The organism is Sphaerisporangium siamense, from assembly GCF_014205275.1.
In the GTDB taxonomy this organism is placed as follows: Bacteria; Actinomycetota; Actinomycetes; order Streptosporangiales; family Streptosporangiaceae; genus Sphaerisporangium; species Sphaerisporangium siamense.
Genome location: NZ_JACHND010000001.1, coordinates 1428210 through 1441532, shown reverse-complemented (window position 1 = coordinate 1441532; position 13323 = coordinate 1428210). Strand labels below are relative to the sequence as shown.

Genomic DNA, 13323 nt, shown 5'->3' with positions numbered 1-13323 from the left:
CGGGGAAGGGCTCAGGTGTCGGAGCAGGAGTCCTGGGTGGCGTCGATGCCCTTGAGCTCCTCGTCGGAGACCGGGGCGGGCTTGAGACCCTTCCAGTCCGCGCCGATCACCAGGACCAGCCGCGTCGTCGTGACGTCACCGACCATGGCGTTGCGCGCGAGGACGAGGTCCCCGGCGAGGGTCGGGACGCGTGAGCGCCCGTCGGCCGCGTACTTGATCGTGGTCTTCGGGTACGGCTTGACCTTCGCGTCGCCGACCTTGACCACGTTGTACCCGCGCTGCTCCAGCGCGGCGGCGACCTGCGCGCCGAGGCCGGCGCGGGCGGTGCCGTTCTGGACCGAGATCTCGATCTTGGCCTTGGGCACCTTGGCCTCGCGGCCGGTCTTGATGGCCGACCCCTTGACCTTGGTGTCGGTGGCGACAAGCCGGAAGAGCTGCCTGGCCTGCGGCTGCACCCACTCGACCCGCCCCGGCTGGGTGAGCGAGTAGCGCCACGGCGTGGTGATGAAGTGGATGTCGCCGGCGGCGAGGCCCTGGGCGCTGGTGGCCAGGTCCTTCATGACGCCGAGCGTCAGCTGGGGGTCGGTCGTGACCGACTTGGTGGCCGCGTCCAGGAAGCCGAACAGCTTGGCCGGGTCGGTGAGCGTGGCGCCGCTCATCGCCTTCTTGATCATGGAGGCGAGGAACATCTGCTGCCGCTGGATGCGGCCGATGTCGGAGCCGTCCCCGATGGCGTAGCGCACGCGGACGTAGCCGAGGGCCTGCTCGCCCTTGAGCGTCTGCCGGCCCGCGGGCAGGTGGAGCAGGGCCTTGGTGTCGTCGATGGGCTTCGGCACACAGACCTCGACCCCGCCGAGGGCGTTCACCATGCTCTTGAAGCCGGTGAAGTCGACCTTGACGAAGTGGTCGATGCGGATGCCCGTGAGGGATTCGATCGTCTTCCAGGTGCAGCCGATGCCGCCGAAGTTGAACGACTCGTTGATCATCCCGACGTGCGCACGCTGTCCGGTGAGGCCGTTCTTGGCCGGGCACGTGGGAAGTTGCACCAGTGAGTCACGCGGGAAGCTGATGAGGAGAGCGTTGTCCCGGCTGGGCGAGATGTGTGCGAGGATGATCGTGTCGGTGCGCTCGCCGTACTCGCGGTGGCCGTACTTGATGTTGGCGCCCGCCCGCGTGTCGGACCCGACCATCAGGATGTTCAGGGCCTTGCTCACCTTGGCCGGGCGCGTGCCGAGGTCGTTGGCGTCGACCGTGACGTGCTTGATGTTGCCGCTCAGCTTGGTGTAGGCGCCGATGAGCGTGGCGCTCGCCGCCACGGCGACCCCCGCCACGGCCGCGACCAGGCACCAGAGCCATGAGGTCCACCACCGCTTGCGGCGACCGGTGGCCGGGTCGCCTGCGGGCTGGACAGGGCGTACATCGACAAGCCCGCCGTTCATTGTCCCCACGGAATGGCCAGGGCTGGTGGCCCGAGGCCACGCGCCGACTCCAGGCGCCGGATCCTCGTGCCCGGCAAGCCGCAGGCCAGTCTAGCGAGCACCCTGATATTTGTGGCCCGGTGTCGCAGTATTCGCAGGAAATCGTCATTTTTCCAGGTGAAGCGTCGCCTCCCGCGGCACCGCGCGGGCGAGACGGCGCCCCACGCGCTGGGCCGGTCTCTCGACGAAACGATGGCCGAGCGCCGCGCACCCGAGGACGACCGCGAAGAACGCCGCCTCCCACGCCAGCCGGGCCGGCAGCGAGATCTGCGAGGGGTCCATGGTCAGCCGCCGGACCACCTGCAGGACCAGCGGGTGCAGCAGGTAGATGGAGTAGCTCACCAGCCCGAGCCAGACCAGCACCGGCGAGAGCGCGCGGTGGCGCAGCGCGAGCCCGGCGGCGAACGTCAGCCAGGCGCCGATCAGGGCCGCCGACCAGCTCCACTTGAACGCCTGCTCGGCGCTCTCCGACATGCCCCAGCCCGGCCCGAGCAGCACGGCGGCGGCGACCGAGACGACGGGCACCAGCGCGAGCATCCAGCGCGTGCGCGCGGCGGGCTCGGCGTGCTGGAGGCGGTAGACGGCCGTCCCGGCGAACATGGTGGCGAGGATGACCAGGCTCTGCCAGGCGCCGACCCTGCTGTTGAAGGTCAGCAGCACGAGCGCGAGGGCGGCGATGACGACCGCGCCGCGCGTCCGCACGTTCCGGTCGGCGCTGACGACGGCGGCGATGCCCCCGAGCAGGGCGACCGTCGCCACGCCCACCACGGCCATCCCGAGGTTCCTGGTCAGCCAGCCGGCGGGGATCAGCAGGCCGGCGAGGAGCCCGCACGCCGCGAACGACAGGGACGTGCCCGCGCCCGCGCCGCGCGAGCCGAGCACGAACATCGCGGTGACGAGCAGGTAGAACGCCATCTCGTAGGAGAGGGTCCAGAAGACGTTGACCACGCTCGGCACCTGGAGCAGGTCCTGGAGCATGGTGAGGTGGGCCAGCAGCGCCGTCCACGGCCGCTCGGCCGTCTGCCCGGGGATGACGTTCCACACGCCCGCGACGGCGAACGCGGTGCCGACGGCCGCCGCCACCGCCCACAAGGGGTAGATGCGGAAGAACCTGGTGATCCAGAAGCCGCGGACGCTGGCGCGCCGCTCCAGGGAGACCGGGACGACGTATCCGCTGATCAGGAAGAAGAGCAGCACCCCGTACTGGCCGAAGTCGAACCACGGGCTGACGGTGCCGCGGACCTCCGGCAGCAGGGCGTCCAGCGAGTGCTCGAACACGACCACGAGCGCCGCGAGCCCGCGCAGCGCGTCCAGCCACGCCTGGCGGGGGATCGGCGGGGCGGACGGTGACGAGGAGGCGGGGTCAACGGATGGTGCGGAGGTTTCGATGCGACCGTCGACGGGCATTTGGACCGCGCTACCCCGGATGTCCGCTTCCCTAACCACCGGCTCACCTTACTGGGTCAAACACGATGAAAAGTGGGAATAGCCGCATAAGGGCATAAATCACGCCTTAATCCGAGGTTACGGACGGCTATCCCGGAGTGGTCTCCGGATCGGCGTGCCGCAGCAGGCCGGTGAGCACGTCCTGCAGCGTGACGACCCCGATCACGGCCCCGCCGTCGTCCCCGACCGCCGCGAGCTGCGCCCGCCGCTTGCGCATCGTCGCCAGGACGTCGGCCAGCGAGGTCTCGCGGTGGACGACCGGCAGCGGGCGGGCAGGCAGAGGCTGGTCCGGCGCGTACCCGTTCAGCGCGTCCAGCACGTGCAGGTACCCCGACAGCCGGCCCGGCTCGTTCCCGCGCACCGGGAAGCGCGAGTGGCCGTGCCGCCCCGCGTACTCCTGCAGGTCGGCGGCGGTCGTGGTCGCGGGCACGGTGACGGCGTCCGCCACGGGCACCATGACCGAGGTCACCGGCCGCGCGCGCAGCGCCAGCGTGGCGATCATGCGGTCGTACTCGTCCTGGTCGAGCAGCAGGTGCCGGCGCGACTCCAGGATGACGGCCGGCATCTCGTCGGAGGTGAAGACCGAGCGGACCTCCTCGGTCGGCGGGATCTTCAGCGCCCGCAGCACCGCCACGGAGATCGCGTTGATGGCCACCAGCACGGGCCGCAGGGTGCGGGCGACCATGCGCAGGGTGGGCACCAGCCACAGGGCCGCCTCGTCCGGCCCGGACAGGGCGAGGTTCTTCGGCACCATCTCACCGATGATCACGTGCGCGGAGACGACCACCAGCAGGGCCAGCGCGAAGGCGGCCGGGTGCACCAGGCTTCCCGGGACGCCGAGGGCGGCGAACAGCGGTTCCAGCGCGTGGGCCAGCACCGGCTCCCCCACGGCGCCGAGGGCGAGCGAGGCCAGCGTCACGCCGAGCTGCGCGGCGGCGAGCATGAGCGGCACGTCGTCCATCGCGCCGAGCACGGCGCGCGCCCGCCGCGAGCCGCCCCTCGCCAGAGGTTCGATCTGCGTGCGCCGCGCGGAGATCAGCGCGAACTCCGCGCCGACGAAGAAACCGTTCACCCCCAGCAGGGCCACGATGAGGAGCGCCTCCACAAGGCTCACCGGCCGCCTCCGGGGGTGGTCATGACTCCCCGCCCGGCGCGGTGAGCGTGATGCGCTCGATCCTGCGTCGCCGCACGACGTCGGCCCGCAGCCCCCACCCGTGCACGGTCACCCCGTCGCCCGCCTCAGGGAGGCGGCCGAGCCTGCTGATCAGGAGCCCGGCGAGCGTCTCGTAGGGCCCCTCGGGCATCTGGAAGCCGGTGCGCTCCTCGACCTCGTGGGCGCGCAGCCCGGCGGGCACGGCGACCGACGCCCCCGGCGCCAGCAGCGCGGACGCCGGCTCGGCCGAGCCCTCCTCGGGCAGGTCGTACTCGTCGGCGATGTCGCCGATCAGCTCCTCGGCCAGATCCTCCACCGTGACGATCCCGGCGAAGCCCCCGTACTCGTCGACCACGACGGCCATCTCCTGCCCGGCCGCGAACAGGCGCTCCAGCACCGTGGCCAGGTCCAGGGACCCGGGGACGAGGACGGGCGGGTGCCCGATCGCCGCGACCGGCGTGCTCGCGCGCCGGTCCGCGGGGACGGCGAAGGCCCCGGCCACCGAGGCCACGCCGACGATGTCGTCGAGGTCGCCGCCGGAGACGGGCAGCCGCAGGTGGCGCTCCCGCCGGGCGATGGTCAGGAACTCGGCGACGGCGGCGCCGCCGGTCACGGTCACGCAGTCGGTGCGCGGGGTCATCGCCTCGGCCGCCGTCCGGTCGCCGAACCGCAGCGCGCGGCGCAGCATGGCGGCGGTCCCGCCGGGAAGGGCGCCGGCCTGGGCGGACAGGCTCATCAGCAGGCTGAGCTCGTCCGGCGAGCGCGCCGAGGCCAGCTCGTCCTGCGGCTCGGCGCCGAACGCCCGCACGATCGCGTCGGCGGTGGCGTTGCACGCCTTGATCAGCGGGGCGAACACGGCGGAGAAGGCGCGCTGGGGAGGCGTGGCCAGCCGGGCGACCATCATCGGGCGCGACAGGGCGGCGTTCTTGGGGACCAGCTCGCCGAGCACCATCTGGCCGACCGTGGCGATCAGCAGCCCCAGCAGCGCGGCGACGCTGCCGGCCGCGGGGCCGCGCAGGCCGGGGACGGCGCCGAGCGCGGGCCGCAGCAGCCCGGCGATGGCGGGTTCGGCGGTGACGCCGAGCAGCAGCGAGGTGATCGTGATGCCGAGCTGCGCGCCCGAGAGCTGGAAGGACAGCCGCCGGATCGCCGCCTGGACGCCCTGCGCGCCGCGGTCGCCCGCGCCGGCGAGGCGGCGCACCTCGCCGCGCTCCACGGTGACCAGCGAGAACTCGGCCGCCACGAAGAGGCCGTTCGCGATGACGAGGGTCAGCGCGCCCAGCAGAAAGAGCAGTTCCACGATCACGGTGCCGCCTCCCGCGAAGCCCGTCCAGGAGACGAGACCATGCGACAGATGCAGTTATCCGCGGAAACCGTATCGGAACGGGCGTACTGCTGGACGTCCTCTCGCGAGCGACCCCGGCGCCCGGGCCCCGCCGCAGAAGCGGACCGGGGCGGGCGCCGTGCCGGTCGTCAGCCGTTGTGGATCACGTGGTCCGGGGTGATCCGCACGTTGATCCGCTGCTCACCCGGCTGCCGGAAGGGGTAGGCGTCGGCGTTCAGGTACTTCTTGGCCAGGCGATCGATGACCTCGTCCGCCCCCTCCAGGTCCAGCCGGGCCGTGCCCGAGACGCTGACCAGGTGGTGCGCGTCGTCCGGGTCGAGGACGCCGATGGCGACGCGGGGGTTCTCGCGCAGGTAGCGCTCCTTGACCCGCCCCACGGCGGTGTTGAAGATGACCTCGTCACCGTCCAGGTCCACCCAGACCACGGTGCTGTGCAGCGCCCCGTCGGGCCCCGCCACGGTCACCCACGCGTGCACCGGCCTGCGGAGCAGGGCCTTGGCGTCGTCGTTCAGCTTGCTCATCGATCTCTCCTGATCTACGGAGGTTCCGCGAGCCCGGAACGCCGGGAGGCCGCGGATCATTCCGCGCCGCGGTTCACATGTGAATGGGCGGGCACGATTCCTCGAAACGCTGAATCGCTTAGCGGGATGAACGACCTTGCCGACAAAAGAGCTCGAATGGGCGGGGTTTCGGAGGGGAAAGCTCGGGGACCGGTCCACGGACCGGGAGGAGGCGCCATGGCGGGAGAGAGGCTCACCGAGGCGCGCTGGACGCACGTCGCGCTGCCGAGCGCCGACCTCGACGCGTCCGTCGAGTTCTACACGGCCATGACCCCGCTCGTGGTGGTCTCGACCCACAGCGACGAGCAGGGACGCAACGCGTGGCTCTCCAACCCCGGCCAGGCGGAGACGCCGTTCGTGCTGGTGCTGGTGGAGTTCGCCAAGGACAAGGGGCGGCCGAGCCCGCAGCTCACGCCGTTCGCGCACCTCGGCATGGAGGTGCCGCGCCGCGAGGACGTGGACGCGATCGCCGCCCGGGCGCGCGCGCTCGGGTGCCTCCACTGGGAGCCGCGGCTCCTGCCGCCTCCGGTCGGCTACGTGTGCGCGCTGACCGACCCCGACGGGAACGTCGTCGAGATCTCCCATGATCAGAAGGTCTTCGAGGAGGTCCGCTCGCTCTGGGGGACGGGTGGCGACGGAGGCTGACCCGGGCGAGTATCGGTTCGCGCACATCCCGTGAACCGCTTCACCTGGACCGGTCCCGACCAGCGCTTTCGCCGCCGGGGGCCGTTCGCGGGGCCAGGGGCGACGTAGACGAAACCGTCTTCCCGCATCTCCGTAATGAAACCGCCACCCTTTCCCGCACATCGGCTCTACCGTCTACTTAGTCTGATGCGGGACTCTTGTCCGTGAGAAAAGCCGGTTATTGTGAATGAACGGGCAGGTGATTGCCCGATCATTCGAGCGGCACAGGGCACGAAAAGAGGGTCAGGTCCTTCGCACGCCACCGGAACCGCCGTTCCCGTGGCCGGGGAGAGGAAGCGCCGTGCATCACATCATCGCCGTGGGGGCAGGCGAGCCGGATGCGCTGGGCCGCGCCGTTCCACCGCGGCCGGCCCGTCACGGACCGGTCGCGAACCGGGCACGCCCCGCTCCAGGCCGGGATCGCTGAGATCGACGACGTGTCGTCCTGACAACCCTTCGCCGCCTCCGGACGGCGAGATCTGAAAATCTCTTTACAAGAGGTGATCGATACCGTGGTTCCGCCTACCACCGCGATCGCGGACGTACTCCAACTGCGAGGGCTCACCGGGTGGCTCAGCCCGCCGCTGCGTCCCATACACCGATCGCTCGGCCTGCTGGGCAGGGCCCGCACCGTACGACTGGCGCCGGGGCCCGGCGCCGACGGGCTGGACCCTCTGCACCGCATGATGGACGAGGACCTGGAGGACCGGGTGATCGTGGTCGCCGGCGCGGAGGCGGCGGCCGGAGCGGTGTGGGGAGAGATCCTGACCCGCGCCGCGCTCGCCCGCGGCGCGACGGGCCTCCTGGTGGAGGGCGGCGTCCGGGACGTGAACGCCTTCCGCGACCTCGGCCTGCCCGTCTGGGCGCTCTACGAGGCCACGGCCGGGCCCGGGCCCGACGTGCACGTGGCCTGCGTCGGCGGTCCGGTGGAGATCGCCGGGGTGGTCGTGGACGAGACCACGTCCATCGTCATGGACGGGTCCGGCGTGGTCGCGCTGCCCTCCACGGACGTCTTCCCCGACTCCTACATGTACGCGGACGCCGAGGAGGACGTGGTCAGGGCCCTGCGCGACGGCGCCTCGCTGGCCGAGGCCAACCGGTACAAGGAGGACGTGGTCCGCACGCTGCGCGACGGCCACGCCCTGGACGACGCGCGGGCGCGGGACGGCGGAGGCTACGGCCCCTACGGGGGGCACCCGGCCTACCGGGGACACGGGGACTATGGAGGCGTGGTCGGCGAGCTGCGCCGTTACTGAGGTCTACTGAGCTCTGTCGAAGGTCCGTCCGCGCCGTGCCGGTCGGGCTCCGGCACGGCGGCGGCGGAGGGTCCCCGGTCACGGGGCCTCCTCCGCCGCGGTGGGTCGAGATCAGCGCTTGAACGCGTCCTTGACGTTCTTGGCGGCGTCCTTCACGCGCTCGCCGGCCTGCTTGACCTTGCCCCTGGCCTCGTCGGCCTCCCCCTGGGCGCGCAGCTCGTCGTCGCCGGTGAGGTCGCCGAGCCCCTTCTTGGTCTTGCCCTTGAGCTGCTCGGCCTTGTTGGCCACCTTGTCGTCGCTCCCCATGACGTGCCCCCTTCGGTGTATGGGTCCATCCCCTTCGTTGACTGTCCGGTGTACGAGGCAATAAACGCCCTACCAGCTCCCGCACTCTCCCAAGTCATGACATGGAGCGATAAAAGCCCTTGTGACGCTGTGAACCCCTGAAAGTCTCGCCGCGGAGCCCGGATGCGGTGATACTTGATCACACGATGACATCGTGGGTTCGGCCCCCGAAGCGAGGAAGTCAGGAGCGCATGAGCACACTCCTACGGCGCCCGGCCGTGTACGCGCTCATCGCCGCCGGCACGTTCGCCGTGCTCCTGGCGGCCCTGTGGCTCGGCGGCGGCTGGCCACAGCCGGAGATCCCCGGCCTCCCCTCCCCGGGGCCGGTCACCTCCTTCGGTCTGCCGATCGTGCGCGTCGTCCACGACGCCTGCGCCGTGGCGACCATCGGGCTGCTGCTCGCCGCCGTCGCACTCGCCAACGGGGCCGACACCCGGCGGCACCTCACCCGCCTCGCCGGCCAGTGGGCGCTCGCCTGGGCCGCCACGGCGGTGGTCACGCAGGTCCTCACCCTCTCCGATCTGCTCGGGCTGCCCGTCGGCGAGGCGCTGGAGTCGGGATTCCTGATCAACTTCAGCACCGAGGTGCCGCAGGGCGAGGCGTTCCTGATCGTCACGCTGATCACCCTGGTCATCGCCGCGGCCACCACGCTCACGCTCGGCCCCGCAGGCCGGGCCCTGCTGCTCGCGCTCGCCGTCTTCGCCGTCCTGCCCCCTGCCTACGTCGGCCACTCGGCCTCGGCCGCGGACCACAACCTCGCCGTCTCCAGCCTGATGCTGCACATCGCCGGCGTCACGCTGTGGGTGGGCGGCCTGTTCGCGCTCGTCATCGCGCTGCGCCGGTCCGACGACCTGCCCGCCGCCGTGGGCAGGTTCAGCGCGCTCGCCCTGTGCGCCTTCGTCGCGGTCGGCTTCTCCGGCGCGGTCAACGCGTGGATCCGCATCGGCGACCTGGGCGAGCTCTGGCAGTCCCGCTACGGCCTCCTGGTCCTCGGCAAGCTCGCCGCGCTCGCCGCGCTCGGCTGGTTCGGGCTGCGCCACCGCCGCCGCACGATCGTCGCCCTGGAGGCGGGCACGACGTCGCGGCCGTTCCTGCGCCTGGCGACCGCGGAGGTCGGCGTGATGGCGTGCACGCTCGGCCTCGCGGTGGCCCTGTCCCGCACGCCGCCGCCGGACGCCGGCTCGGCGCACTCCTCCCACGAACTGCTCGGCTACACGCTGCGGCCCTTCACCCTGGGCCGTCTGATCACCGAGATCCGCCCCGACCCCATCGTGATCCTCGCCGTCGCCGGCCTGGCCGTAGCCTACGTCCTCGGCGCGCGCCGCTGGGCCGGCGGCTCCTGGCCGGCCGGCCGCGCGGTGGCGGCACTGGCGGGCCTGGCCGTCCTGCTGTACGCGACGGCGGGCGGCATCGCCGCGTACGGCCCGGCGATCTTCTCCGTGCACGCCCTGCAGTACGCCCTCGTCGGCACGCTGGCGCCCGCCCTGATCGCGCTGTCCGCGCCGCTCGTCCCGCTGCGCGAGGTGTGGACGCCGCTGCGCGCCGCCGCCGAGGGCCCCCGGGCCCGGGCACTGACCCACCCGTGGGCCGCGTTCGGCCTGTACGCCGCCCCCTACCTGATCTTCTACGCCGCTGGGCTGTTCGAGCCCGCGCAGGAGAGCCTCGCCGTGCGCCTGGCCGTCTGGGTCGTCCTGTTCACGACGGGCACGTGGTTCTTCTGCGTCGCCCTCGGCCTGGACCCGCTGCCGCGCGCGATCGGACCGCTGCAGCGCATGCTCATGCTGGCCGGCGCCCTGGCCGTGCAGGCGTGGATGGCCGTCGTGTTCCTCGCGGGCCCCGTCCAGGGCCGCGACTGGTACGACGACCTGGCGCTGCCCTGGGCGCCCGACCGCGCGGCCGACCAGCTCCGCGGCGCCGCCCTCGGGCCGGGCGTGGCCGCGGTGACGATCGCGGCGCTGCTGGTCGTGCTGGCGGCCCGCAGGCGCGGCGCCGCGCGTCGCGTCGCCGCCGAGGAGCCCGCCGCCGCCACGCGGCCGTGAGCGGGCCGGAACGGCATGATCGCATAGAGTGACGGTATGGCGCCGTCACCGCTGCCGGGCCCGCTGGCCGACCTGGCCCCGCTGCTGGATCGCTACGGTTACCTGGCCGTCGGTGCGCTGATCTTCGTCGAGGACTTCGGCATCCCCGTCCCGGGCGAGACCGTGCTGATCGCCGCCGCCGTCTACGCCGGCACCGGGCGTCTCGACGTCGTGGCCGTGGGCGCCGTCGCGTTCGCCGCCGCCGTCCTCGGGGACAACCTCGGGTACCTGATCGGGCGCACCGGCGGGCGCGCGCTGGTGCAGCGCTTCGGCAAGTACATCCTCCTGCCCCCCGAGCGCTTCGACAGGGTCGAGGCCTTCTTCCGGCGCAGGGGCGCTCCGATCATCGTCGTCGCCCGCTTCATCGACGGGCTGCGCCAGGCCAACGGCCTGGTGGCCGGCGCGACGTGCATGCCGTGGCGCCGCTTCCTGATCTTCAACATCATCGGCGCGGTGCTGTGGGTCGCGACGTGGACCACCGCCGGCTACCTGGCGGGCTTCCACATCACCGAGATCTACGAGGAGTTCACCCGGTACGAGACCTACATCCTGATCGCCGTCGCGCTCCTGGTCGTGGCGCTGATCGTCCGCCATCTGCTGCGGCGCCGCCGCCGCAAGGATCCCTCATGACCGAGGCCGGTGCCACGCCGCCTCCGGCGGGGCTCGCCCGGCGGCTCGGCCTCGGGGACGCCGTCGTGATCGGCCTCGGGTCCATGATCGGCGCCGGGGTGTTCGCCGCCTTCGCCCCGGCCGCGGCCGCCGCGGGCACCGCGCTGTTACCCGCGCTCGGCCTCGCCGCCCTGGTCGCGTACTGCAACGCCACCTGCTCGGCCCGGCTGGCGGCGCGCCACCCGCTCTCCGGCGGCACCTACGTGTACGGCCGCGAGCGGCTCGGCGAGGTGTGGGGCTACCTGGCCGGGTGGGGGTTCGTCACGGGCAAGACCGCGAGCTGCGCCGCGATGGCGCTCATCGTCGGCGCCTACGTCTGGCCGGGGCACGAGCACCTGATCGCGGTGGCCGCCGTCGTCGCGCTGACCGCGCTGAACGACGCGGGCGTGCGCAAGGCCGCCTGGGCGACCCGCCTGATCGTCGCCGTCGTGCTCGTCGTGCTGGCCGTGGCGGTCGCGGCCTGCCTCGCCGGCGCCCGTGCCGGCCTCGCGTGGCCGGAACCGCTCGCCGCGGCGGCGGGCGGCGTCCCGCAGGCGGCCGCGCTACTGTTCTTCGCCTTCGCCGGGTACGCCAGGATCACCACGCTCGGCGAGGAGGTGCGCGACCCGGCCAGGACCATCCCGCGCGCCGTGCCGATCGCCCTCGGGATCGCGCTGCTCACCTACGCCGCCGTGGCCGTCGCCCTGCTCGCCGCGCTCGGCCCCGACCGGCTGGCGCGCGCCGCGGCGCCCGTCGCCGACGCGGTGCGCGCCGCCGGAGCCGCGCCGCTGGTGCCGCTGGTCACGGTGGGCGCGGCGACGGCGGCGCTCGGGTCCCTGCTCGCGCTGCTGCTCGGCGTGTCGCGCATGGTGCTCGCGATGGCCAGGGACGGCCACCTGCCCCGCGCGCTCGACGCCGTCCACCCGCGCACCGGCGTGCCGCACCGCGCCCAGACCGCGGCCGGCCTGGTGGTGACCGTGATCGCCGCGGTCGCCGACGTGCGGGGCGCGATCGGCTTCTCGTCCTTCGGCGTGCTCGTGTACTACGCCATCGCCAACGCCGCGGCCCTCCGGCTGACCGCGGCCGAGCGCCGTCCGCCGCGGGTCGTCCCCGCGGCGGGCATCGCGGGCTGCCTGGCGCTGGCCTTCAGCCTCCCGGCCGCCTCCGTGGTGTCGGGGAGCGCGGTGCTCGCCGCCGGCCTGGCCGTGTGGGGCGTCCGCAGGGCGCTGCGGCGCTAGAACAGCCAGTCGAGCAGGCCGCCGCCGCGCTCCTTCTCCTTCTCCTTGGTCGGGGTCGGGGCGGGCTGGGGCGCCTCGGTGGTGGGCGGAGGCGTCGGGGACGGCTTCTCGGTGGGCTCGGGGTCCTCCGGGGTGTCGGGGCGGGGGACCTGCGGGTCCTCGGTGCTCCTCGGGCGGGGGTCGGGGGCGCGGTCGCGCGTGTGGGTCGGCGTGGGCCGGGTCGTCGGGTCCCGCTGGTCCTGCGTCGGCGCGTCCGTGGTGCGCGCCGCCGGGGCCGTCGTGCCGGGCGCGGGCGAGGCCTGCGACGGGGTGGCGCTCGGCTCCTCGGCCGGCGGCTCCGTCGTGGGGTCCAGGGAGGACGGGGCGGGCGTGGTGCCGTCGCTGAGGGTCGGCAGGGGCTGGCCCGCGGGGGCGCAGTCGGACGGCGACGCGCAGGCCGCCTCGGGACGGGAGCCGACCGAGGACGAGACGATCCAGCCGCCGGAGACTGCGAGGACCACGATCGCGACCATGGCGAGGATCAGCCGCCGGTTCTGGCCCTTCTTCTCCTCTTCCGCGTCGTCCTCGCCGGTCCAGCCGGATCCGAGGAAGCCGGTGCGCGGCTCGTCGTCGGGGTCGTGCTGGGTGCGGTCGGCGTCCCAGCCGTCGTCGGGACGGGCGTAGCCTTCCGGACGCTCATAATCGTCGGCCCCGTCGAAGCCGCCCTCGCGGAGGTCGTGGTCGCCGTCCGGGGACCGCTCCTCGGGTCCGTAGGGGCCGGCGACGCCGAACCCGGCGTGGTCGGGGTCGTGCCCGGGGTGGGGGTGTTCCGGCGTGTCGTCCCCGGCGTGGGCGGGGTCGTGATCCGGGCTCCAGCCGTCGGACAGGACATCTCCGGCCCGGGGCTCCGGCTCGCCGTTCCACGGGACGCCCAACGGACCGGTCTGCTTCAGAGGCTCCTCTTCGTGCGGGCGCGGGGTGCCGTCGCGGTCCATTACCGAACCTCTCTGTTCTACATTTCGGCCGCGCATCTTCTTAGCAGCTGTGACAACGATCTGTCCGGAAACTTCACAGATTCCCCCAAGATTCGCAACCATTTCATGACTCTCCTGT

General features: G+C 72.9%; 12 protein-coding genes. 5 read left to right on the top strand and 7 right to left on the bottom strand.

Translation table 11 applies throughout. The features are described from left to right. Window positions 1–11: 11 nt before the first annotated feature. The 5 genes from BJ982_RS06660 to BJ982_RS06640 form a co-directional block, all read right to left on the bottom strand. Window positions 12–1439: an LCP family protein gene (locus tag BJ982_RS06660; protein WP_184877566.1), complete on the bottom strand. Its 1428-nt coding sequence runs from the start codon at window positions 1437–1439 to the stop codon at window positions 12–14. A 144-nt stretch (window positions 1440–1583) separates the two neighbouring features. Further along, window positions 1584–2885, bottom strand: coding sequence for an acyltransferase family protein (locus tag BJ982_RS06655; RefSeq protein WP_184877563.1), 1302 nt, complete (start codon window positions 2883–2885; stop codon window positions 1584–1586). A gap of 127 nt (window positions 2886–3012) precedes the next feature. After that, the gene (locus BJ982_RS40290; protein WP_184877561.1) at window positions 3013–4038 is read right to left on the bottom strand and encodes a hemolysin family protein; all 1026 of its coding nucleotides are present in this window, start codon (window positions 4036–4038) and stop codon (window positions 3013–3015) included. A 19-nt stretch (window positions 4039–4057) separates the two neighbouring features. Continuing rightward, window positions 4058–5377 (bottom strand): hemolysin family protein, encoded by a 1320-nt coding sequence (locus tag BJ982_RS06645; RefSeq protein WP_203959369.1) that lies wholly within the window; start codon window positions 5375–5377, stop codon window positions 4058–4060. A gap of 173 nt (window positions 5378–5550) precedes the next feature. Then, window positions 5551–5943: a PPOX class F420-dependent oxidoreductase gene (locus BJ982_RS06640; RefSeq protein ID WP_184877559.1), complete on the bottom strand. Its 393-nt coding sequence runs from the start codon at window positions 5941–5943 to the stop codon at window positions 5551–5553. Window positions 5944–6159: 216 nt separating this feature from the next. Here BJ982_RS06640 and BJ982_RS06635 point away from each other — a divergent pair, with 216 nt between their 5' ends. Both BJ982_RS06635 and BJ982_RS06630 read left to right on the top strand, forming a co-directional pair. Next, a complete protein-coding gene (locus BJ982_RS06635; protein ID WP_184877557.1) occupies window positions 6160–6627 on the top strand; it encodes a VOC family protein in 468 nt (155 codons plus the stop codon). Window positions 6628–7178: 551 nt separating this feature from the next. Next, entirely contained in the window at window positions 7179–7922 is a 744-nt protein-coding gene (locus BJ982_RS06630; protein ID WP_184877556.1) for an RraA family protein, read from the top strand. 111 nt (window positions 7923–8033) lie between these two features. Here BJ982_RS06630 and BJ982_RS06625 read toward each other — a convergent pair whose 3' ends face one another. Further along, window positions 8034–8228, bottom strand: coding sequence for a CsbD family protein (locus BJ982_RS06625; RefSeq protein WP_184877554.1), 195 nt, complete (start codon window positions 8226–8228; stop codon window positions 8034–8036). A 230-nt stretch (window positions 8229–8458) separates the two neighbouring features. Between BJ982_RS06625 and BJ982_RS06620 the strand changes: the two genes are divergently transcribed. From BJ982_RS06620 to BJ982_RS06610, 3 genes are read left to right on the top strand one after another with little or no spacing between them, the layout of a single operon-like run. Beyond that, window positions 8459–10306 carry a bifunctional copper resistance protein CopD/cytochrome c oxidase assembly protein gene (locus BJ982_RS06620; RefSeq protein WP_184877552.1) on the top strand — a complete coding sequence of 616 codons (1848 nt, stop codon included), beginning with the start codon at window positions 8459–8461 and terminating at the stop codon, window positions 10304–10306. Window positions 10307–10342: 36 nt separating this feature from the next. Continuing rightward, complete coding sequence (locus BJ982_RS06615; RefSeq protein WP_184877551.1) at window positions 10343–10975, top strand: DedA family protein; 633 nt, start codon at window positions 10343–10345, stop codon at window positions 10973–10975. Beyond that, window positions 10972–12231 carry an APC family permease gene (locus BJ982_RS06610; RefSeq protein WP_184877550.1) on the top strand — a complete coding sequence of 420 codons (1260 nt, stop codon included), beginning with the start codon at window positions 10972–10974 and terminating at the stop codon, window positions 12229–12231. The genes BJ982_RS06615 and BJ982_RS06610 overlap by 4 nt, the downstream gene beginning before the upstream one ends. Here the strand turns inward: BJ982_RS06610 and BJ982_RS06605 are convergent. After that, window positions 12228–13205 (bottom strand): hypothetical protein, encoded by a 978-nt coding sequence (locus tag BJ982_RS06605; protein ID WP_184877549.1) that lies wholly within the window; start codon window positions 13203–13205, stop codon window positions 12228–12230. The genes BJ982_RS06610 and BJ982_RS06605 overlap by 4 nt on opposite strands. Window positions 13206–13323 lie beyond the last annotated feature (118 nt).